Origin of the sequence: Paraburkholderia sp. CI2 (assembly GCF_014201055.1) — a bacterium.
GTDB lineage: Bacteria > Pseudomonadota > Gammaproteobacteria > Burkholderiales > Burkholderiaceae > Paraburkholderia > Paraburkholderia tuberum.
On sequence record NZ_JACHDL010000008.1, the window covers coordinates 239,134 to 259,819 of the forward strand.

Annotated in this window: 19 protein-coding genes; 12 read left to right on the forward strand and 7 right to left on the reverse strand. The window is 60.8% G+C overall.

Features of this window, described 5'->3' with window-relative positions; translation table 11 throughout:
- Entirely contained in the window at nucleotides 1-450 is a 450-nt protein-coding gene (locus HDG32_RS14370) for a hypothetical protein (protein ID WP_184067938.1), read from the reverse strand.
- Nucleotides 451-729: 279 nt separating this feature from the next.
- On the opposite strand from HDG32_RS14370, the gene HDG32_RS14375 reads away from it, so the two are divergent.
- From HDG32_RS14375 to HDG32_RS14385, 3 genes are read left to right on the forward strand one after another with little or no spacing between them, the layout of a single operon-like run.
- Nucleotides 730-1,707, forward strand: coding sequence for an aldo/keto reductase (locus tag HDG32_RS14375; RefSeq protein ID WP_184067941.1), 978 nt, complete (start codon nucleotides 730-732; stop codon nucleotides 1,705-1,707).
- Between the two features lie 25 nt (nucleotides 1,708-1,732).
- On the forward strand, nucleotides 1,733-2,440 hold the full coding sequence (locus tag HDG32_RS14380) for an HD domain-containing protein (protein ID WP_184067943.1): 708 nt from the start codon (nucleotides 1,733-1,735) through the stop codon (nucleotides 2,438-2,440).
- Nucleotides 2,441-2,452: 12 nt separating this feature from the next.
- The gene (locus HDG32_RS14385) at nucleotides 2,453-3,466 is read left to right on the forward strand and encodes an XdhC family protein (protein ID WP_184067946.1); all 1,014 of its coding nucleotides are present in this window, start codon (nucleotides 2,453-2,455) and stop codon (nucleotides 3,464-3,466) included.
- 4 nt (nucleotides 3,467-3,470) lie between these two features.
- On the opposite strand, the gene HDG32_RS14390 is transcribed toward HDG32_RS14385, so the two are convergent.
- Nucleotides 3,471-5,060 (reverse strand): winged helix-turn-helix domain-containing protein, encoded by a 1,590-nt coding sequence (locus HDG32_RS14390; protein ID WP_184067949.1) that lies wholly within the window; start codon nucleotides 5,058-5,060, stop codon nucleotides 3,471-3,473.
- A gap of 134 nt (nucleotides 5,061-5,194) precedes the next feature.
- Nucleotides 5,195-5,986, reverse strand: a complete 792-nt coding sequence (locus HDG32_RS14395) for a helix-turn-helix domain-containing protein (RefSeq protein WP_184067952.1) — start codon at nucleotides 5,984-5,986, stop codon at nucleotides 5,195-5,197.
- 452 nt (nucleotides 5,987-6,438) lie between these two features.
- Between HDG32_RS14395 and HDG32_RS14400 the strand changes: the two genes are divergently transcribed.
- Both HDG32_RS14400 and HDG32_RS14405 read left to right on the forward strand, forming a co-directional pair.
- On the forward strand, nucleotides 6,439-7,011 hold the full coding sequence (locus HDG32_RS14400; protein WP_184067955.1) for an NAD(P)H-dependent oxidoreductase: 573 nt from the start codon (nucleotides 6,439-6,441) through the stop codon (nucleotides 7,009-7,011).
- Nucleotides 7,012-7,266: 255 nt separating this feature from the next.
- Entirely contained in the window at nucleotides 7,267-8,253 is a 987-nt protein-coding gene (locus HDG32_RS14405) for a zinc-dependent alcohol dehydrogenase family protein (protein ID WP_184067958.1), read from the forward strand.
- 55 nt (nucleotides 8,254-8,308) lie between these two features.
- Here the strand turns inward: HDG32_RS14405 and HDG32_RS14410 are convergent, their stop codons facing one another.
- Both HDG32_RS14410 and HDG32_RS14415 read right to left on the reverse strand, forming a co-directional pair.
- The gene (locus HDG32_RS14410; RefSeq protein WP_184067961.1) at nucleotides 8,309-9,178 is read right to left on the reverse strand and encodes a LysR family transcriptional regulator; all 870 of its coding nucleotides are present in this window, start codon (nucleotides 9,176-9,178) and stop codon (nucleotides 8,309-8,311) included.
- Between the two features lie 574 nt (nucleotides 9,179-9,752).
- Entirely contained in the window at nucleotides 9,753-10,748 is a 996-nt protein-coding gene (locus HDG32_RS14415; RefSeq protein WP_184067964.1) for a succinylglutamate desuccinylase/aspartoacylase family protein, read from the reverse strand.
- A gap of 331 nt (nucleotides 10,749-11,079) precedes the next feature.
- On the opposite strand from HDG32_RS14415, the gene HDG32_RS14420 reads away from it, so the two are divergent.
- From HDG32_RS14420 to HDG32_RS14450, 7 genes are all read left to right on the forward strand, one after another.
- Nucleotides 11,080-11,883 (forward strand): ABC transporter substrate-binding protein, encoded by an 804-nt coding sequence (locus tag HDG32_RS14420; RefSeq protein WP_409340032.1) that lies wholly within the window; start codon nucleotides 11,080-11,082, stop codon nucleotides 11,881-11,883.
- A gap of 49 nt (nucleotides 11,884-11,932) precedes the next feature.
- Complete coding sequence (locus HDG32_RS14425) at nucleotides 11,933-12,649, forward strand: transcriptional regulator (protein ID WP_184067969.1); 717 nt, start codon at nucleotides 11,933-11,935, stop codon at nucleotides 12,647-12,649.
- Entirely contained in the window at nucleotides 12,646-13,617 is a 972-nt protein-coding gene (locus tag HDG32_RS14430; RefSeq protein WP_184067972.1) for a threonine/serine dehydratase, read from the forward strand. Before HDG32_RS14425 ends, HDG32_RS14430 begins: the two co-directional genes overlap by 4 nt.
- Nucleotides 13,614-14,564 carry an ornithine cyclodeaminase family protein gene (locus HDG32_RS14435; RefSeq protein ID WP_184067974.1) on the forward strand — a complete coding sequence of 317 codons (951 nt, stop codon included), beginning with the start codon at nucleotides 13,614-13,616 and terminating at the stop codon, nucleotides 14,562-14,564. The genes HDG32_RS14430 and HDG32_RS14435 overlap by 4 nt, the downstream gene beginning before the upstream one ends.
- 1,391 nt (nucleotides 14,565-15,955) lie before the next feature.
- Nucleotides 15,956-16,408 (forward strand): hypothetical protein, encoded by a 453-nt coding sequence (locus HDG32_RS14440; RefSeq protein ID WP_184067977.1) that lies wholly within the window; start codon nucleotides 15,956-15,958, stop codon nucleotides 16,406-16,408.
- Nucleotides 16,409-16,418: 10 nt separating this feature from the next.
- Complete coding sequence (locus HDG32_RS14445) at nucleotides 16,419-17,123, forward strand: P-loop NTPase (protein WP_184067980.1); 705 nt, start codon at nucleotides 16,419-16,421, stop codon at nucleotides 17,121-17,123.
- Nucleotides 17,116-17,847, forward strand: a complete 732-nt coding sequence (locus tag HDG32_RS14450) for a hypothetical protein (protein ID WP_184067983.1) — start codon at nucleotides 17,116-17,118, stop codon at nucleotides 17,845-17,847. The genes HDG32_RS14445 and HDG32_RS14450 overlap by 8 nt, the downstream gene beginning before the upstream one ends.
- A 92-nt stretch (nucleotides 17,848-17,939) precedes the next feature.
- Here the strand turns inward: HDG32_RS14450 and HDG32_RS14455 are convergent, their stop codons facing one another.
- Together HDG32_RS14455 and HDG32_RS14460 are read right to left on the reverse strand one after the other, a co-directional pair.
- Nucleotides 17,940-18,185 (reverse strand): hypothetical protein, encoded by a 246-nt coding sequence (locus HDG32_RS14455; protein WP_184067986.1) that lies wholly within the window; start codon nucleotides 18,183-18,185, stop codon nucleotides 17,940-17,942.
- A gap of 109 nt (nucleotides 18,186-18,294) precedes the next feature.
- Complete coding sequence (locus tag HDG32_RS14460; RefSeq protein ID WP_184067989.1) at nucleotides 18,295-20,562, reverse strand: ParB/RepB/Spo0J family partition protein; 2,268 nt, start codon at nucleotides 20,560-20,562, stop codon at nucleotides 18,295-18,297.
- Between the last annotated feature and the right edge of the window lie 124 nt (nucleotides 20,563-20,686).

Genomic DNA, 20,686 nt, shown 5'->3' on the forward strand with positions numbered 1-20,686 from the left:
TTACTGAGCATCGGTAACGTCGAGCGCAAAGGCGACGACGAAACCCGTCTTAAACGCACACTCGACCAGTGACAGCAGGAAAAACGGTCGCGATACGTGGTAAACATGGGGCAGGCTCCAGACGAGACAAGCCACGCTGATGACGCACAGGAATAGAAATGCCATGCGCATTGCCGGGCGTCCGGCCAGCACGCCTAGTCCGAGACCAATTACGATGGCTTTCGACACCACAAGCGCGGCAATCCGCACTCCGTGATCGCTCTGCCCGAATTCCCATCGCGCCTCCCAACGAAATTCGATCAGACACCACAGGGAGATTGCTGCTGCCAGATAGGCCAATGCGGGATTGGCTGTGCGTCGCGAACTCGGCGTGGCGCTGCTGAGGTCGTGCAGGTACGCATCGTCAGGATTCGACGGTGCCGTGCGGTTCATCGCTGAGTCATAGTCCATTGCGACCTCTACTTGATGTGCTCGTATTTGCTTAATCGCGCAGTCAGGGCAAGTCTGGTCGACCGCTAGACGCGTTTCTAGTAAATCCTTGTAAAAAGACGTCACATCGAACGACGCGCTTCGACTTTCAGGCCGCCTGTGAACCTATCCGCCGCGCTGGGACTCACCGCATTTCACGAGGATTCACTGTGTGGAAGAGGGTGTGTCGTCCAGAATGTGCTTCAGCGATCTGACGATACACGCTCGCAAAGTGAAACCCGGCATTAATGAAGATACGAAATGGACTATGTGAAATTCGGCAGGACGGGGCTGGAAGTGTCACGCCTATGCCTTGGATGCATGACCTATGGTGTTGCCGAGCGCGGCAACCACGTGTGGACCCTCGACGAGGCAACCAGTCGCCCGCTTATCCGTCAGGCGCTCGATATGGGCATCAATTTCTTCGATACGGCAAATGTCTATTCGGATGGCACGTCGGAAGAAATTGTCGGCCGTGCGCTCAAGGAGTTTGCGACGCGCGACGAAGTGGTTATTGCCACCAAAGTGAACAACCGGATGCGTCCGGGACCGAATGGCGCGGGACTGTCACGCAAGGCTATCTTCTCCGAGATCGACAACAGCTTACGCAGGCTCGGCACAGACTACGTCGACGTCTATCAGATCCATCGTTGGGATGCCACAACGCCGATCGAAGAGACGCTCGAAGCGCTCCACGATGTGGTGAAAACCGGGAAGGCGCGCTACATCGGTGCGTCGTCGATGTTTGCCTGGCAATTGTCGAAAGCACTGTACACGTCAAGGCTGCATGGCTGGACCGAATTCGTCAGCATGCAGGACCATCTCAATCTGCTAAACCGCGAGGAGGAGCGCGAGGTGCTCCCTTTGTGCGCTGACCAGGGGCTGGCCGTGATGCCGTGGAGCCCGCTTGCTCGTGGCCGTCTGACGCGGGACTGGACCGAACTGACCGACCGGGAGAGACCCGATGACATCGGTGCGTCCCTTTACGGTCAGACAGTCGACGCCGATAGACGTGTCATTGAAGCGGTCGCCATGGTGGCGCGCGAACGCGGTGTTCCGCGTGCACAGGTCGCACTGGCGTGGGTCGCTCAAAAGCGTGAGGTGACCGTACCAATCGTCGGGGCGTCGAAGCCTCTCCATCTCGAGGATGCTGTTGCCGCCCTTTCGCTCGATCTGAGCGACGAGGAGATTGCGCTACTCGAACGTTCCTACATTCCGCACGCTCACGTCGGCTTCTAAGCCAAGTACCTACCTGGAGAAACTCATGACCACGACCATTGCCGGCATTGCGATTCCGGACAGCCAGATGGCGCGCGCGGCGACCGAAATGGTACGCGACACGGAGACTGACCTGTTGTACAACCATTCACGGCGTGTATTCCTGTGGGGCTCACTGGCCGGAAATCGCAAAGGGCTCGCTTACGATGCCGAACTGCTATACATCGGCGCGATGTTCCATGACATGGGATTGATGCCGGCTTACAGCAGCAAGAACGATCGTTTCGAAGTGGACGGTGCGAATGCCGCGGGGGGTTTCCTGCGGCAGTACGGAGCCAGCGAATACGACATCGAGCAGGTCTGGCTTTCGATCGCTTTACACACGACGCCGGGCGTGCCGGGGCATTTGAAACCTGTGGTGGCGCTGGTTACCGCGGGCGTCGAAATGGATGTGTTGGGCCTTGGGTACTCAGAATTCGCGGAACAGGATCGTGTGACTGTAGTCGCTGCGCACCCGCGCGAGCACGACTTCAAGAACGGCATTATCGACGCGTTCGCGCAGGGCACCATCGCGAAACCTGACACCACGTTCGGCAACGTCAAGGCCGATGTGCTGGAGTTGCGCGATCCGAGCTACAAGCGGCTCAATTTCTGCAAGATTATCCTCGGCTCGCAGTGGGACGACAGCGCGACGCACGTTCATCACCCCGGTTGCGGACATCACGCATCACCGGGTGATGCGCCGGCTGTTTGAACGAGAACGCCGATGGACAGTATGGACAGAGAGGTGCTGTCAAATGCCTTGCGCTGGCTTGAAAGCGGGAATCGTGTACTGCTCGTCACGGTGGTCTCGACATGGGGTTCGTCGCCGCGCCCGGAAGGATCGATGCTCGCGATCCGGGACGACGGCAGGGCAGCCGGGTCTGTCTCGGGTGGCTGCATCGAAGATGATCTGATCGAGCGCGTAAGGCGGGAAGGCATACGTGAAGTACGCCCGCAACTGCTCTCGTACGGTATAAGCGCCGACGAAGCACACCGTTTCGGGCTACCTTGCGGCGGTACCGTTCGGCTTGTGCTTGAGCCACTTCTCACCGCGGATGTCGTAGCTGGTTTCGTTGACGCCATGCAGGAGGGGCGGCTTTTTTCACGTCGGCTCGACATGGCAACGGGCGAAGTTGAGATCCTTGCAGTGGACAGCGATGAGGGATTGCGGTTCGACGGACAAACGCTCTGCACCGTGCACGGCCCTCGCTATAGGATGTTGTTGATTGGTGCGGGCGACCTTTCGCGCTACATCGCAACGATTGCGGTCGGTCTGGGCTATGACGTCACGATCTGCGACCCGCGGACCGAATACACCGACGAGTGGAACGTGCCCGACACGCGCGTAGTGCGCACCATGCCCGACGACACGGTGACGGGGATGCGTCCGGACTCGCGGACGGCGATCATCGCACTGACTCACGACCCAAAACTCGATGATCTCGCACTGATGGAGGCCCTTAAGACCCCTGCCTTTTATATTGGCGCGATAGGCTCTCGGCGTAATAACACGGCGCGTCGCGAGCGGCTCGCACTGTTCGGCGTTTCGACCGAGGAAATGCGTGCATTGCATGGCCCCGTCGGACTCTATATCGGCAGCCGCACGCCGGCGGAGATCGCGATTTCAATTCTCGCCGAAGTGACTGCCTGTAAAAACAAGGTTCACGTCGTGCGAGCGGTCGATGTCGAAGTAGGCAAGGCTTCAGCTGCTTTGGCAATCTCCGATCGGTTAGAGTAGCTGATCATCCGGCCGGTGGACTTTGAAGCGCAGAAACGCCCGCTCCCGTGCACCGGCGCATTGCGCAACGGGTATCCTCCTGCGCCGGAACGGCGGCTCCCTGCTCCTGTCCATGCCTGCTCAGCCAGACTTCGAGTCTGGCTTTGGTGGAGTCCAGCTCGCTGGTTTCTACGAGCCGTGCCCGCGCGTAAGCGCGCGTCACATCAAGCAAACGGTAAGTGAGTTTTGGGCCCATGATCTCGGCAGTCACAAGTGACTTTTCAACCAGCGCCGCAACGATGAGATAGGCGTCGTCAGCCGCGATCGATGCATCGGCTATGACGAAGGACGCGGCGTTGAGCAGAAAAGGGGCGTCAAAGATGCCAAGCCGGCGCAACGCAAGCTGTTCCTGATGTGTGAGGGCGTCGTAGCTCCAGCCGAGCAAAGCGTCGAGCGTTCGATGACGCTCAAGGCCGTGAGGTCTGCCCAGCGACATCAACGTGCAACGGTCGTCGAGGAGCGCTAATGTGCCCGGAATGCCGAAGACATCGACGCGACCCGCGGCAAATTCCAGCGCGAGCGGAATACCGTCAAGGCGTCGACAGATGGTAGAAACCATCGGCGCGTCGTCGTCGGTCAGTGCGTAGTCGTGCATGTTCGAGGTCAGCCTTTCGACAAACAGCTCTACTGCGGGGTAACGGCTCGCATTCCTGGCCGAGATTGGTTCCACGTGAATGGGTGGGGCAGTCAGCGGAAGGAGTCGACAGACGTGTTCTCCTTGGGCACGTAGGGTTTCTCGGCTTGTGGCGAGTACCCGCGCTTTAGGATAGGTTTGCAGAATCGCTTCGGCGAGGAGCGCCACACTGTGAGCGACGTGGTCGCAACCGTCCAAAACAACAAGCACTTCCTGGCTGCAAATGGCGGCGATCGTTCCAGAAAGTTGGTCACCCGTGGTGGAAGCGAGACCAGCCGCCTGGGTGAGCGAAGTGGAGACGTCTTCCGGTGTGCTTGCCGACGAAAGGTCGAGGTAGAGCGTTCCCTCACAATAGGTGTGCTCTGCATATTCCGCGACCTCCAGAGCGACCGTCGATTTGCCGACCCCGCCATGCCCGGTGACTGTGACGAAGCGGCAAGTGTGAAGCCGTTCGCTTATATCGCGAATGGCGTCGTCGCGACCGATCACCCGATTAAGGCGTCGTGGAATGCCGGCCCGCTGGTTAAAGCGAATGGGTCGCGATTCTGGGACGATTGCCACTGAACCGCAAAACCGATATCCGCGTCCTGGCACAGTGGCGATCAACTCGCCAGTAACGCCGATGTCCTGACTTACGGAATCGATGACGCGCCGCAGCGCGGCAATCTGCGTACGCAGATTGCTCTCCTCAACAACGGTGCTGGGCCAGCCGCGCTTCATCAACGTACGTTTGTCGACTAGTTCACCCGCGCGCTCGAGCAGGACAATCAGGATTTCCAGCGCACGACTACCGATAATCACTGGCCTGCCGTCGCAGGACAATACCCGACGCGACGGCGCAACGGTAAGAGACCCAAAGCGGAACAGGGCTTGTGGCTCGGTGATCATGGGCTCGGACACGTGGGATTTGGACGAAATCATCGTACCTGCAGGTTTTTTCGGTCGCTTGAACATTCCTGCGGTAACTGGAACGTTCTTATCCCTCTTGTAGGTTTCGTAAATGTTCTACTGTGGTTGCCGAAAGTGGTGACTTTTTGGTAAAAACAACCTTTTCGTCAGTGCATTATCTTCAACTCGCGACCGTGGTGAGACCGGCGCCAGACGCTCGGCGTCACTCCATAATAGCGGGTGAACACACGAGCGAAATGGCTCTGGTCGGCAAAGCCGCACGCAAAGGCAATCTCGAGAAGCGTCATTGCGGAGCTCACCATCAGAGATCGGGCTTTCTCAAGACGTTGCGTAAGCAGCCAACGGTGCGGCGGTAATCCCGTGCTTTGCTTGAATGCCCGAGCAAAGTAGGTGGGCGTCAAACCGCACGCCTGCGCCATTTCCGATAACGAGACATTTCCGTCGAGCCTGTCCGCGATCATTTCTTTGGTCAGACGCAACTGCCAGGGTGCGAGGCCGCCGCGCACGAGTCGGTCGCTCGTATGCATGCCGCCATACTTGCCGGCGAAATGTGCCGCCAAAGCCAGGGAGAGGTGATCGAGGAAGAGTGGATTTGCCTGTTCGGGTGCCTCCAGCGCCGGCATCATCAATTGTGCAATCTGCATCCAGATTGGGTCCTCCAGCGTCACGCCGAGCGCGCAGTTCAGGTCGCGATTAAAGCTTGCGCCGTTCTGCTCCGCAAGGCTGGTCAGTCCATGTCCCGGCAGGTAGAACTGAAGGCAGTGAAAGGGCGTCCGTAGATAGGCTTGTGTGTCGACCTTGAGATCGTAGACTGCAATCTGTCCGCGATGGATGGGTTTAACCTTCGCGGACTTTCCGTCAAGCCAGAGGTCGCCGGAATAGTCGCGCAACTGCAATCCGACGACGAACGCGTCTTCCGGTGCAATCGGCGTTGTCATGCCGTGATCGGGCGCATCGCAGCGCAACTCCGTGACTGCGATAGTCGCATGGCTTAGACCACGGCTTATTAGCGTTCGCGGTTTTTGCACACGAAAATGACTGCCAATCTGGTCGCCGTACACACCCATCTCTAACCTCCAATTCACACAGTCAATTGTCGCGCTCGAGGCATTTGAGCACGGAAAGATAGCATTCGGTCTTCCCGCATCCTGCTTCGCACACAGCGGTCTGAGACAGATTTTACCAGTAGCGGATTATTTAGAAACCTCACCGGTCTCCCGGGTGTTCTTAGGCTGGGCTCCGAGCAAACACTGGATGGGATTCCCACATGGACGTCACGATAATTCACATCGTTTGACTGGCGAGCTTAGGAGGCTCCGTCTACCTTTCAGTGTGACCGGCGCTTTAGCCGGCCGGAACACTGTTTAAGATTTCTTTGAGGAATTGGCGAATGCGCACATTAGTGGTTCTGGCTCATCCGAACATTGAAAGCTCGCAGGTTAACGCGGTGTGGGCCGCAGAGCTTCACAAGCGGCCGGAAACAATCACCTTGCAGAACATCTATCACGCTTATCCAGACTGGAATATCGATGTGACGCGCGAACAGGTGTTATTGGCACGACACGACAGAATCATCTTGCAGTTTCCTGTCTACTGGTACAGTGTTCCGCCGTTACTGAAAAAATGGATTGACGATGTGTTTCTGTATGGCTGGGCTTACGGTCCAGGCGGTAACAGATTAGCAGGGAAAGAGATCGGACTTGCTGTGTCGACCGGCAGTCCCGCTGACGCCTATCAGAAGAATGGCCGCCTTGGCTATACGTTGGATGAATTACTCCGGCCGCTCGAGCAAACGATTCGGTTCATAAAGGCGCGACCGTTACCAACGTTTGTGATGCACGGTGCCAATCACCCCATTCCCGAAGATGTGCTTTACAGGAATGCATTGGACTATGTGGACCATCTGCATAAGCAGTACGACTACGCCAACGTCGGAAGCAGGAGCATTGGGTCGGGAGATTGACGCGTCAACTTATCCCGATTGGCCAGAACCGCGAGGTGTGCGTCGCCTCGCAGGCTGTGCAGGGACACTACCACATCGATCCTGTGCGGCCTATGGTCAAAAGGCGCATCGGTAAGGGCAGCGCTCCGTACGTTGGCGCCATTCATTAATGCATGAATGATATGCCATTTTGTAAATGGTCAATCTCAACTGCATAGCTCATCATTCGCTTTGTCTGCTTTTTCCCTTTACCGGTATTTGCAAGGAGCGTTCACCATGACTATGCAAGCCCTCGTTCTCTCTCAGTACAACGGACCGCTCGAACTCACCGCCCTGGCGCGCCCCGAGCCATTGCCCGGCCAGGTGCTGGTGCGCATCGCGGCAGCCGGTCTGAATCCGCTCGACACAAAAATCCGCGCAGGCGGCGCCGCCCATGCAAAACATCCGCTGCCGCTGGTGCTCGGCATCGACATGGCCGGTGTGGTTGAGACGGTGGGCGCGGGCGTGACCCGCTTTAAAGCGGGCGACGGGGTCTACGGCATGACGGGCGGCGTCGGCGGCATCCAGGGTTCGCTCGCACAATATGCCGTGGTCGACGCAGATCTGCTTGCACTGAAGCCCTCCAATCTGTCGATGCGCGAAGCCGCCGCGTTGCCGTTGGCGTTCATCACCGCCTACATGGGGATCGTGGATCGGGCGAAGCTTCAGGCCGGTCAGACCGTGCTTGTGCAGGGCGGTGCGGGTGGCGTGGGTCACGTGTCGGTGCAACTGGCGCGGGCGCTCGGGGCGCGGGTGTTCGCCACGGCGAGTTCGCGCGATCACGACGAGCTCACGCGCCTAGACGCCACGCCGATCGATTACGCCGCGCAGAACGTCGAGCAATACGTCGCGCAGCATACGGGCGGCGCGGGTTTCGATCTGGTCGCCGACACGGTCGGCGGAGCGACGCTCGATGCATCGTTCGCGGCGGTCAAGCATTTCGGCCATGTCGTCAGCGCGCTCGGCTGGGGTACCCATGCACTCGCGCCGCTGTCGTTTCGCGAGGCGACCTACTCCGGAGTGTTCACCCTGCATGCGCTGTTGACCGGCGAGAATCGGGCGCATCACGGCGAGATGCTTGGCGAGGCGACGCGCCTCGCCGAGGCGGGTCAATTGACGCCACGGCTCGATCCACGCCGCTTCGATCTTCGCTCGGCTGAGCAAGGGTACAACGCAATCACCGATCGCAGCACGCGCGGCAAAATCGTCGTCGATATCGAGTGACGCTGGTCGCGCGGGTCGGCAACCGTGAATGATTTCAGCGGCGGCCAGATGTCAATTACGCGTTGGCGAGTTTGTCGACGACAACGTCGATCAGCGCCCGCAACCGCCCAAGCCGCCGAAGGTCGCGATGGTAGCCGAGCCAGACCTGGCGGCCCGGCGGCGTTTCGCCGAGGTCGATGCGCCGAAGGCCGGGCGTGTTGTCGCCAAGCGCGCACGGCAGGACCGCGAAGCCGCCGCTCTCGGCGCACATGCGCGCCTGGACGCCACGATTGTTGCTGGCGTACGCGACCCGCGCATTCGGCAGCATGCGGCGGATCCACGTCACATCGGGCAAGGCCTCAAAGGCGCTGTCCATCGTGATGAGCGACTGCCCTGCGCCATCGCCGGCCTGCGGCGCAACCAGGTCGACGTGCCCGTACAACGCGTAGTTCAAATCCATGATCTTTCGCTGGATGACGTCGGGTTCGTCGAACGGCGTGATGCGAAACACGAGATCCGCTTCACGGCGTGAAAGACTGTAGCGCCGCGAATCGGTGATTAACTCGATCGAGAGCTGCGGATGCCGCGAGAGAAACGCGGCGAACACAGGGGTGAGCACATGAATGCCGAACCAGTCCGAAGACGACACGCGCAGCGACCCCGTCAACTGCTGCGTGGTCCCTGCGAGCGAACGTGTGAACGCGAGCGCTTCTTCCTCCATTCGCTCCGCAAAACTCAACACAGCAGTGCCTTCGTCGGTCAGTACGAAGCCGTCGGCGGTGCGCTGGAACAGCGCCTGACCGACCGCGTTTTCGAGCGCACGCAGCCGGCGCCCCATGGTGGGCTGGGTCTGTCCCAGTTGGCGCGCGGCGGCGCCGAGTGTGCCGCAACGGGCGATCGCGAGAAACACGCGGACATCGCCCCAATCCATTGTCATTTCGTTCATAGGAATGTGTGTTCGTGCGACAGGCGGCTTATCGTACCGAAGTTCCAAGTTTGGCGTCAGGCGATGATCTGATGGTCTCGGCACGCGATGCCGATATTGCTGCTGCGCTTGCGGACATTGCCTGATTGGGTTGTATCGGATCGCGTACAGCGACGACTTGTCTTATTTAAAAGGGTTGAGTTTTTTTGATGCAGGGTTCTGCCCCGACGAAGAACCGCAGGCGCAAGCGGACCGGACGCACCTTTGCCCGCTGCCGGCTGACTGAAAAGGCCGATCAACCGCCTGAAGGCGATGTTGCTTATGCGGACGTTGACCGGCGCAGAAGTGATATGACTTCCATGTCAATCGGGATATGTTTTGCTTTCGCTCCGTAGACACATAGACTTCCTGACGGCGTGTGCGCTGAAAGCTGTTTGCCTTTGTGCAAAACTCTTTAACGATCGAGAAACATGGGGCCATGCGAACCGGATAAGGCGCATGCTACGCTCCCCGACAGAAAGAGCGCCGCGGCAAGAAAGAGCTTCCCATAAAGATCGGAATGCAACATAAAAAAACAGGGCGCTAGGCAAGACGGTTAGCCCTCATAGTCGACCGCGATTACGGCGACCGCGTCGTCGCGATGGACCAATGCCTGTCCATTGACGCACAACAGCAGGCCACTCCGCGGGGCGTACAGTGGAACAGGCGCACGGTCCACCCGGTCGATGTAGTGATAAAACCCGACGACAGCACCCTCCTGAACGGCTTCTCCGAGCTCCAGTACGGGCTCGAACAGTGCGGTGTCATCTGCATGCAGATAGTATTCCGGCCCTGGCACGCAGACCACCCTTGAGGGCGCTACGGTTGTAGGCTGCGATTGCGCGCCACTTATATGCCCTAGATGCTGTAGAAGCTGCCGCAGGCCTTCAGATGTGAGGCGGACAGTATCCCGTGTCACCAGGGCACTTCCACCAAGCTCACTTGCTAACATTAACTTTCCCGCGCGCTCCACGACGTCGTCCAGCATGACGTCCGCATGGTCTTCCCGAAGGATGACGGTCAGTGGCGCCCCAAAGCTCCTGGCCGCGGCGAGGAAGGCCGCCGTGCGCGCCGGGTCTGCCTGTGCGTGAACGAAGGTGCAGGGATGAAACCGGAGGGTGCGTCCACCCGAATGCAGGTCGACCACGCTGTCGACACGCGGCACCAGTTCATGGCTAACGAAGTGAGCCATACGCTGCGTGACAGACCCTCGCGCGTCACCAGGAAACTCACGATTGAGATTGCCTCCGTCGATTGGGGACAGGCGCGCTCCCGCAAGCGCCGCAGGCAGGTTCAGCGACGGGATGACGAGAATCGAACCGATCAGTGTGTGCGGGTCGAGGGTGTGCGCAAGCTTTGACAATGCCACCTGACTTTCGTACTCGTCGCCGTGGCTACCGCCAATCAGGAGCGTTCTGGGTCCATCGCCACGTCTGAAATAGAAAACCGGTATTCGCAAGTTTTGCCAAGCGCTCGTGTTGGTCGAGCTTGGCAGCTCGAGGTAGGCGACTTGACGACCGTCGCGCTCCCAGTTGATGTTAAGCCGCCCCATAGAACCTCCATCCCAGTGTGGGTGATTGGCCTGCGCGCGGCGCGCTGCCTATGCCTCAAAAAATAGACAAAAAGTCCAGATTGACGGTACGACTGACAACGAGCGGCACGGACGTATTCGCTGACGATCCCTGTAAATCCCGCCCGGCGAGTCGAACACCTCTGATCAAAGGTGTTTGACTTTTTATACACTAAAGTCTAGTCTATACCAACGGGTACAGATTCTACAACACTTGCCGGCCGCGCGATGAGCCGTCGCTTACTTCGCGCCGACTGTCCTGAGATGCGGCCGAAGCCGATACCAAAATATTTTGGGGTCCTCCACAGAAAGAGTGAGGTTGATCATGAAGCAGCAGGCATTACGTGCGATAGCCGCTTTTGCATTGTTGGCGAGCGCGTTTCCGATTCCGGCGCAGGTAAAGAATCTGGCGACTATCCGGTTCGGCGTCGAAGCCGCTTATCCCCCGTTTGAATCCAAAACGGCGCACGGGCAGCTCCAAGGTTTTGATATCGACCTTGGCAATGCGCTTTGCGCGCAGCTGAAGGCGAAATGTGTGTGGGTCGAAAATTCGTTCGACGGTCTCATCCCGGCCCTGAAAGCGCGGAAGTTCGACGCGATCGATTCCGCGATGAACATCAATGCAAAGCGCGCCGAGCAGGTGGACTTCACAGTCCCGCTCTATCTGACGCCCGCCCAGCTGGTGGCGAAGAAAGGAAGCGCGTTGCTGCCGAGTGCGGAATCGTTGGCCGGCCACAAGGTCGGGGTGCTGCAAGGCTCAATCCAGGAGCAGTACGCGATTCAGATGTGGGCGCCGAAAAATGTGGACGTGCAGTCTTACCAGACGCAGGACCTTGCGTACGACGACCTGGTGGCGGGCCGTATCGATGCCACCTTCGTCGATGCGACGGCCGCCAGTCTCGGCTTCCTGAACCAGGCGAACGGCAAGGGCTTCGCATTTGCCGGGCCCTCGGTCAATGATGCGAAAATCATCGGAACCGGTGTTGGTATTGGTGTGCGCAAGGGCGATCACGAACTGCTTGACGCGCTCAACGGCGCTTTCGCGGAACTGAAGCGCAACGGCACCTACCAACAGCTTCTGAAGAAGTATTTCACTGTGGACCTTACCGCGCGCTAGGCCGCACATGCGGCGTGCTGCGTGCGTTCCGCACCGTGCAGGCAAACACATGACCAGAGCAAACACTTCCGCCAACGGCTCCACCCATGCCTCAAAGCAGGTGAAGCCTGCCGCAAAAACTGGAGCCGGTCGGACCCGCCGCCGGCAGACTTCGCTGGGACCGTTGGCGCCGTACTGCGCGGTGGCTGACGGCATCGCGATGCTGTTTCCGCCGTACACGGAAGTCGTTCTACATGACCTCGCAACGCAGACTGTCGTGTACGTAGCGAACAACCAGTCCAAGCGCGAACTGGGAGACGACTCGGCGCTCGACGACATTGAGTTCGACGAACGGGAGACGGTCATCGGTCCCTACGAGAAGCTCGGCTGGGACGGCCGCAGGGTCCGTTCGACCAGCGTTGTGGTCCGCACCGAAGCGGGCGAGCCGATCGGTGTGATGTGTATCAACTTCCATCTCGCGGCGCTCGAACAGGCCAGGCAGGCGCTTGAGTTGCTGGTCTCGAGCGCGGTGCTTCAGCCGCAGCCGGAGAAGCTTTTTCACGACGACTGGCAGGACCGGGTGAACGTGTTTCTCAATCACTGGTTGCAGGAACGCAAGCTCACACTGTCTATGCTCACGCGCGAGCATAAGCGTGTGCTCGTCGAGGCGCTCTACGAAGAGGGTGCCTTCAAAGGAAAAAGCGCGGCGAATTATGTGGCGAAGGTGCTGTCGATGGGGCGCGCCACTGTTTTCAACCATCTGAAAGATTTGAGAGGTAACGGGTGACACACGATTTATTCCAGCGGATCGACGACGCGCATCGCGCCATTCGCCAACAGGTTGCGATTACACCGCTTTCATACAGTCCGATGCTGTCGAAGCTGACCGGTTGTGACGTGTATCTGAAGTGCGAGCATCTGCAACTGACGGGCTCGTTCAAATTTCGCGGCGCGACGAACAAGTTGCGTCTGCTCGCCGAGGCGTCCCGGCGCAATGGCGTGTTGACGGTGTCGAGCGGCAACCATGGTCAGGGTGTGGCACTCGCGGGCAAACTCGCCGGCGTCCCCGTCACGGTCTACGCTACCAGCTCCGCATCGGCGATCAAGCTCGACGCGATCCGGGCGCTTGGCGCCGAGGTCGTCACGATTGACGACACCTCCCTTGCGGTCGAGCTTGAAGCAGGCCGGCAGGCGAAGCTCAAGGGCATGACGTTCGTGTCGCCCTATAACGATATCGACGTCATCGCGGGGCAAGGCACGATCGGTATCGAGATGCACGAACAGGCGCGTGCGGCCGGCGTCGAACTGGCCGCCGTGTTCGCGTCGGTCGGCGGCGGCGGTCTGATTTCGGGCGTAGGGACAGCAATCCGGCACTTAAGCCCGCAGACGGCGGTGGTCGGTTGCTGGCCGGCCAACTCGACGGCACTGTATAGCTCGCTGAAAGCGGGAGAAATCATCGAGGTCGAAGAGTACGACACGATTTCCGACGGCACGGCGGGTGGCATCGAACCGGATTCGATTACGTTCGGCATCGGCCGGCAGGTCATTTCCGATACCGACCTCGTGACCGAAGAGGAAATCAAGGCCGCGATGAAACTGCTCGCGCAGACCGAGCGCTTCATGGTGGAAGGCGCCGCGGGCGTAGCGCTGGCGTCGCTGCTCAGGCTCGCGCCACGCTATCAAGGGCGCGCGGTAGCGGTCGTGTTGTGCGGCCGGAACATCATGCTGAACAAATTCATCGAGGCCGTGAAGTGAAAATCTGGACGAAAGACGAAATCGTGGCGCGCTTCGACATGGAACGGGCGGTACGCATGGTCGAGCAGGGCCTTATCGCCTATTCCCGCAAAACGGCCCAGGTGCCGCCGATTCAGAACTTCCGGTTCGAGTCGAGCAACGGCGAATGCTGCATCAAGTCAGCGTACGTCGACGGGGCCGCTACGTTCGCGGTGAAGGTGTCGTCCGGCTTTTACAACAACCCCGCAGCGGGATTACCCAGCAACGACGGGCTGGTCATGCTCTTCTCGGCAAAGACCGGTGCGCCTGTCGCGTTGCTGCAGGACGAAGGCTGGCTGACCTGCGTGCGCACTGCAATCGCAGGCCAACTAGTTGCACGCGCGCTCGCTCCGCGCGAGGTTCACGGGATCGGCATCATCGGCACGGGTGTGCAGGCGCGGCTACAGTTGGAATATCTGCGCGCGGTAACATCGTGCCGCGACGTGCATGTCTGGGAACCGAATGCCGAGCGGCGGCTGCGTTTTGCAGACGACATGTCGGTATTCGGGTTCTCGGTTCATGCCTACGAGTCCGCAGAAGGCGTTGCAATCAATTCAAATCTGATTGTGACCGCTACGCCATCGCGCGAGGCGTTGCTGAAATCCCAATGGGTTCAGGACGGCACCCATATCACTGCTGTTGGTGCGGATGGTCCTGGCAAACAGGAATTGGACGCCTGGATCGTCGGGCGCGCAGGCGTCATTGTGGTCGATTCGATCGCGCAATGTAGCAAGTACGGTGAGGTCTCTCACGCGTTATCCACCGGACTGATTCAGGAGGAGCGGTTGATCGAGCTCGGAACCTTGCTTGCAAGCGGGAAACGCGGACGTGACGATTCTCAAGGCGAGCAGATTACCGTTGCGGACCTGACGGGGGTAGCCGTTCAGGACGCGCAAATTGCAGACAGCGTTGTGGGCAACGCTGTCTGAGCGATTGCGATCGATTGTTCACGCCTGGCAATGCCAGAGTCGAAGCAGTTTTTGACGTCCGCGACAACCGCGCTATCGCACAATTACAGGGCCGATACCGTTCCAGGATGACGTTCGTCGGTCAGCGCATCAACAGCGCAAGCAAGGCGCAAGGGCCATACGGGCCGGCTATTGCAAAGTGGGAATCGGCTCGGAGCGGTGCTGCGCGGCGCGTGCCACGTCAGGCTTGTCAGTATGGATGTTGACGCAACCAGTCTGCGGTGCACGACTCGACGGCGTCCGTGTTGCCTCACAGATCAAGCGACAAGAGCATGTCTGTCAGCAGTCCATCCACTTGGATGCTCGTCACCGCGCCTTGACCCAACTACTTGGCGAGACCCGCATGCGGCACCCCACATGGCCTCGACGCATACTGGACGGCCACGGGAAAAAGACTGCCCGTGGGAACTCGGCTCAGATGTTTTTGTAGAAGCGGATTTAACATAAAAGGAATGAGCAAAATTTTGATTGATGTCAGAGCTTCATTCCATATCCTATTGTCGTGTTCTGCGTAGGCTCAGTGTTGGGCATCCAGTTCAGTGCGTCGGCGACGAAAACGACGCGTACGACCACGATGACGATGTGGAGGCAGCGCGGACGACCCTCTGGAATTCAAGCGTTGGCCCCCTGGGCGCCCAAAACCGGCGCAAGCCTATCCTGCAATACCATGTTTTCAGTGCGCATTTTGTCGCCCAGCGTAAACGTTTTGCGTTGAGGTTTCCGTCGCCGCGTAAACGTCTGTTCAGGCCCTGCACCATCATATGCGAATGGGGGTGAGCAAGGGCGTTGCGTAGAGGTCTCCCCTCCGGAGTAAACGGCATGCGTATGCCTGTGCGTCAAAGGATGCGTAAGCCGTGCGTGATGCTCTCCCGTTCAGTTGTCGATCTGGTGCGTAAGGCATGCGTGCTGTTGCGTGCATGTCTTGCGAATGGACACGCGCGTAACGTGTTCAGGGATGGCACGGCTGTGTGCGTATCAGATCCACTGACGGTGTCGCAGACTGTGCGCGTGACGGGCGCATTGATGTCCGGTTCGCTCCGCTTTGCGCGCGTCCTGAGCTTCCCCTGTCCGATGTGCATACGCTGCGTGTTGTTGGTCGACGTCCGTGCGTAAGCGGGGACGATGCTGGTCGAACAGCATGCGTGTCAGGAGTAAACCGGGATGTGTAACCGAGGGTGTGTCGCGCGCGTACGACAGGCGCAAAAAAGTGCGTTGTTCTCACGGGTTCCCGTCGCTTCCCAGCTGTTCGCATGTGTCCTTGCCATGCAAAAAAAAGGTGGTTGACGCGTGTGCGTGCTGTGCGCAGGATGGTGTGAAGGTGGTTCGTAACGTTGTGCGCAGGAGGGTGACTTATGCCTGTCGCGAGGGTCTATACAAAGTCGCAATGGGAGGCGTTCGCCGGCGCACTTGATGCGCTACCTGAGAAGCCCGAGGCTGAACATGGGGTCACGGTGCGCGATGCGATGAAAGACATGCGCGCACGTGTACGCGCGGCGCAGGCGAAGGGCTACACACTGGAGCAGATCGCGGAGCAGGCGAAACCGCACGGCATCGACATCACGGCGGGAACGATCCGCTACGCGCTGCGAGCAGCCGGGAAGGGCAGCGGTGCCGGAAATGGCACACGCCCGTCGTCGGGCGCGCGTACGGCACGGCAGGCGGGCGGCGCAGCGGTGCGTCAACCTGATGCGCCGCCGCGCAAGGATCAGGTCCGCAAGGGCGGGGGAAAGACCGTAACCAGGCAACCCATGCCGGTGCAGGGCACGCTCGGATTTGCGATCCGGCCCGATACCGACGATCTGTAGGGAGGTCGCGATGGACGCAACAGCCGACACGACAGTCAATCCCATCTATCTCGTTGGCGGCGGCAAGGGCGGCGTGGGCAAGAGCGTAGTGGCGCTGGCGCTTGTGGATCACCTGCAACGCCGGGGCGTGAATACCGTGCTGGTGGAAAACGATACGTCGAACCCGGACGTGATGCGCGCGGTGCACGACGAAATCGATTGCGCATCATTCGATCTGGACACGGCGGGTGGCTGGATCGACATGGTGAACTACTGCGACGGGCATCGCGATGCGGTCGTGGTGGTCAGCACGGCGGCACGCAATCAGGGTGGAGTCACACGATACGGCGCGACACTGGGCAGTACGCTCGATGAACTCGGACGGCGCCTCGTCGTGTTCTGGGTCATCAACCGGCAGCGCGACAGTCTTGAACTGCTGCGGCAGTTCAGCGAAACGTTCCCGGACGCGACCGTGCATGTTGTGCGCAACGGCCTGTACGGTGCGGCTGAACGCTTCGTGCTGTATCGCGATTCGAAGCTGCGCAAAACTATCGAGGCGAGGGGCAGGTCGCTGGATTTTCCGGAACTGGCCGACCGCGTTGCAGATGACCTGCGCAGCCAGCGGCTGTCGGTCCGCAAGGCGGTTGAGACGCTGCCCATCGGGCAGCGCGCGGAACTGCTGCGCTGGCGATCGTGCTATGACGTGATGTTCGCGCAGGTGACCGGCGATGCTTGAGCGGCGTACGCGGCGGGAGCGGCACCCGCGCCCGGCTGATCCGCTCGCGCGGCTGTTTCTCGAAGTGAGCGGCGAGCCACTGGACGACGCAAGCCTGCTGCGCATGCGCCGCGTGTCGGCGGCGCTGAACCTGCGTGACAACGATGCATTGTGGTCGGTGCTGGCGGTGCTCGAATACTACGTGCGCCTCTACGAAGCGATGCCTGAGCGCATCCGGCAGGCGGGCGCGGGCGGCATTGATGCGGCGCGCGCCGAAGCGCACGCGGCGACGCAGGCGCTCATGGCGCAGCATCGCGACGCGCTTGCACGCTGCAAGGAAACGATCACTCTGGCGGAGAAGATCACCGCCGAGCACGAGGCGCGCTACCGGGCGGCGCTTGCGCAGTTGAACGATGAGGCGCTTGCTACGCTCACCCAGCGGGCGGCGAACCGGATTGCGCGTGTTGCCGGGAACCGGCTTGTGGCGGCGACGGCGGTCGCGGCCCGTGAACAGCGGCGACGGCTCGACGCAGCGCTCGCGTCATTCGAGCGGGTCGCCGTGCGGCGGTTCGTGAGGGCGTGCTACGGGCTGGTGGCTGGCGGACTGATGGTGATGCTGCTGGCGGCTCTCGCGGGCGGCCTGGCAGCGTGGTGGGCAGGGGACCATTGGGTGCGGACAGACGGCTTGCGGTCCGCCCGGACAGGCTACACCGCGCCGGTATCACCATCGGTCAAGCCGCAATGAATCACGAAGTGCGTCAGTGAGGGCTTGCCGTGCAGGAAGCCCTACGGGCGGCTCATCCTGCTGCGATTTTTCCGGCCGTCTGCCCGCACGGGTTATCCCCCGGTGGTGTCGCCTTCGATGAACGCGGCGGCGCGGCGGAGCATGCGAGCCGCCGCGTCGTGCTGGTCGAAGGCAATCATCGGGGTACTGTCGCCTTCATCGCGGGCGCGCAGCAATGCCATGTCGTAATGGCGGCCATGCTGGTACTGCGTGTCGGTTGCTTCGACGGAAGTGAGGAAAAGATCGGGCGAACCCACGGCGTTGGTCGCGAGCACGACCATGCGGATAGGGTTGAACATGACGGACTCTCCGGTTCGGGCTGGATGCGCAGGGGGCAGGGCGTGCTGGGGTGCCACTCCGGGGTGCCGCTCCGCGTGCCTCGCCCCGTTGCCGAGGCGAGGGTTGGGGTTACGCTGCGAGCGGGCCGGGTTGCCCGGTACTCACAGTGCCTATGCTGTCAGCGGTCGGGAAAGGCCATGCTGGCTGCGGGCTGGCTGCGACGGGCGCGTCTGGTGCATCGGGCGGGGTGTCATTGACGTGTTCCGTGCCATGACCCGCACCCCGTTCCTTGTCGGCGTCTTCGCCCTCTGGCGTTTCTTGCGCATCGGCTCCGGTATCCGCACCGTCAGGTCCGTCCTCATCCTCATCCTCATCGTCGTCGTCGTCGTCCCGGCTCGCCCATGAGGGTGCGGCAGGGATTTCCCGGTCGGTGAAGATTTCCGGCACCCAGGCGACTTTCGCGAGGCGCAGTTCGGCGGCGGCTGCAGCGTCGGCCTTCTTCATCCTGTCGAGGTCGGCTGCAGCCTTCGGCGAGACGGCGGCAGCGACGACCTCTGCAATGCGCGCCTTGCTGACATGGTCGAAATACGTGGCGCGGGTGGGCGTCCAGTACGCGGTCATGTCGAGATTGAGCGCACCTGCGAGCGCGTTGATCGCATGCGGCCTTTCTTCGCACGCGACCCCGTCAAGCAGGGTGCCGATGCAGAACGCGAGCAGATCGAGCAGCGTCGTGCCGGGGTCCTGCTGGACCAGCCAGGGCAGCAGGTCGGCCCGTTTCGCGGGCAGTTCCGCGATCCATCGCGCGCGTTGCATCTCGATGGCGCTCCATGCGGGGCTGGTGCCCAGGTCGTCTGCGGCGCGCAACAGTCCGTCGTGATTGTTCGTTCCGGTCAGGGCAAGGAAGTCACGCGCGCACGTGTGCCCGAAATGCTCGGGCAGCGCCTTCGGAACCAGGCGATGCAGCAGTGCGGCGAGCGCCACGGCGGGCTGTGTGGCAAGTTCCGCACGCATGGCGGCGGTGCGGTGCGCGGTGAGCCGCTGGCAGAGCTTTGCGCTGTGAACCGGTTTGATCTTCGGGGCGGTTGCGGACACTGCATCTTGTGCTTCGGCTTCGGGCGTGCCGGTGACATGCGCACCTGCCGCTTCGAGCGCGTCGGCGTTCTCGCGGCGCACGAGGCCGCGCTCGATGACGAGTTCGCCTTGCGGTCCGACGATGACAAATGCGCCCGCTTCGGCCATCTGCTGTTCGTCCCATACGAGTGCGACGCTTTCGAGCACGATGAGGGCGGCACTGACGCGCCCGATCTCGTCATTCAGCCGGTCGGCTTCCTCGTAGGCGTTTTCGTCATCCTCCGACAGCGCCTCCAGTTTTTCGGCGAGTTCGTCCTGCTGTGCGGTGAGCGCGTCCATCTGCCGTTGTTCGTCATCGGTGTACGGGCGCTGGACCGGACGCAGCCTGCCGTAACGGTTCTGTTCCAGAAAGTCGCGCTCGACACGCGTTTCAATCCAGCCCCATCCTTCGCCGCGCACTTCCTCGGCGGCGGCGTCGAGCTTCTGTGCGACGAGCTTCTGCAACAGTTCGGCGTCGGCGATGTAGCCTGCGTTTTCGTCGTCGCTGAACAGATCGCGGCGAACGTAGCCGCCCGCTGTTTCATAGGCGGCAACGCCGACGAAGCGCACGAGCCGGCTGCGGCTCGCGTCGATCTCGGCACGCGTGATGGCCTGCCGCAGATAGTTGGGCTGGCGCTGCCAGTCGTTCGCGTCGAACCAGATGTGTTCCTGCGTTTCGTGATCGTCCGCGAGTGCGAGGGCCGCAAGCTGGTCGAGCGTAATCGCATCCTCGCGCAGCAGCGCGAGCAGCTTCGGGGACACGTTGCCGAGCTTCATACGGCGCTTGACGGTGAGCGGCGACGCGGAGAACAGCGCGGCGATGTAATCGACGCTGCGCCCTTCCTCGGCCAGCATCCGGTACGCGCGCAGCACGTCGAACGGGTCGAGTCCTTCACGTTCGCTGTTCTCGATCAGCGAAATGGCGAGGGCTTCGCCTTCGCTGACAAGGCGCACGGGTACCGGATAGTCGCCAGCGATGTGCTTCTGTTCGTACAGCAGGTCGAGCGCGGCCTCGCGGCGCTGGCCCGCGCAGACACCATAGCGGCGCTGTTTGCCCCGCCCGCCCTTCATTTCGTGAACGACGAGGTTCTGCAAAAGGCCCTTGGCGCGGATGTTGGCGGCGAGGCCCGGAATACCTGAAAGGAGTTGGGTGCGGGCATTGAGTGGCGAGGGCCGCAGGCTGCAATACGGCACGGTGATGACGGGCTGCTCGTTGCCGAAACTGGTTTCGAGCGGCGATGCGGTTTCAGTGGTTTCTGCCACGGTGGTTTCAACTTGGGTTTGCATGACTGACTCCAGAAGGTCGGAAAGAAGGTGCCGGGTCGGGTGCTGCCGGATACGTCAGGACTTGACCCGGAGAGGAGTCCTGATCGAATGGAAGGGACAGCGTAGGGAGGCCGCCCCTGCGGTG

Bases quoted from the DNA above. Each gene is read 5' to 3' on its own strand.
- HDG32_RS14405 (WP_184067958.1), top strand. From the start codon at position 7,267: ATGACTATGCAAGCCCTCGTTCTCTCTCAGTACAACGGACCGCTCGAA.
- HDG32_RS14445 (WP_184067980.1), top strand. From the start codon at position 16,419: ATGGACGCAACAGCCGACACGACAGTCAATCCCATCTATCTCGTTGGC.
- HDG32_RS14380 (WP_184067943.1), top strand. From the start codon at position 1,733: ATGACCACGACCATTGCCGGCATTGCGATTCCGGACAGCCAGATGGCG.
- HDG32_RS14395 (WP_184067952.1), bottom strand. From the start codon at position 5,986: ATGACAACGCCGATTGCACCGGAAGACGCGTTCGTCGTCGGATTGCAG.
- HDG32_RS14410 (WP_184067961.1), bottom strand. From the start codon at position 9,178: ATGAACGAAATGACAATGGATTGGGGCGATGTCCGCGTGTTTCTCGCG.
- HDG32_RS14385 (WP_184067946.1), top strand. From the start codon at position 2,453: ATGGACAGTATGGACAGAGAGGTGCTGTCAAATGCCTTGCGCTGGCTT.
- HDG32_RS14455 (WP_184067986.1), bottom strand. From the start codon at position 18,185: ATGTTCAACCCTATCCGCATGGTCGTGCTCGCGACCAACGCCGTGGGT.
- HDG32_RS14370 (WP_184067938.1), bottom strand. From the start codon at position 450: ATGGACTATGACTCAGCGATGAACCGCACGGCACCGTCGAATCCTGAC.
- HDG32_RS14440 (WP_184067977.1), top strand. From the start codon at position 15,956: ATGCCTGTCGCGAGGGTCTATACAAAGTCGCAATGGGAGGCGTTCGCC.
- HDG32_RS14390 (WP_184067949.1), bottom strand. From the start codon at position 5,060: ATGATTTCGTCCAAATCCCACGTGTCCGAGCCCATGATCACCGAGCCA.
- HDG32_RS14425 (WP_184067969.1), top strand. From the start codon at position 11,933: ATGACCAGAGCAAACACTTCCGCCAACGGCTCCACCCATGCCTCAAAG.
- HDG32_RS14460 (WP_184067989.1), bottom strand. From the start codon at position 20,562: ATGCAAACCCAAGTTGAAACCACCGTGGCAGAAACCACTGAAACCGCA.
- HDG32_RS14375 (WP_184067941.1), top strand. From the start codon at position 730: ATGGACTATGTGAAATTCGGCAGGACGGGGCTGGAAGTGTCACGCCTA.
- HDG32_RS14450 (WP_184067983.1), top strand. From the start codon at position 17,116: ATGCTTGAGCGGCGTACGCGGCGGGAGCGGCACCCGCGCCCGGCTGAT.
- HDG32_RS14400 (WP_184067955.1), top strand. From the start codon at position 6,439: ATGCGCACATTAGTGGTTCTGGCTCATCCGAACATTGAAAGCTCGCAG.
- HDG32_RS14415 (WP_184067964.1), bottom strand. From the start codon at position 10,748: ATGGGGCGGCTTAACATCAACTGGGAGCGCGACGGTCGTCAAGTCGCC.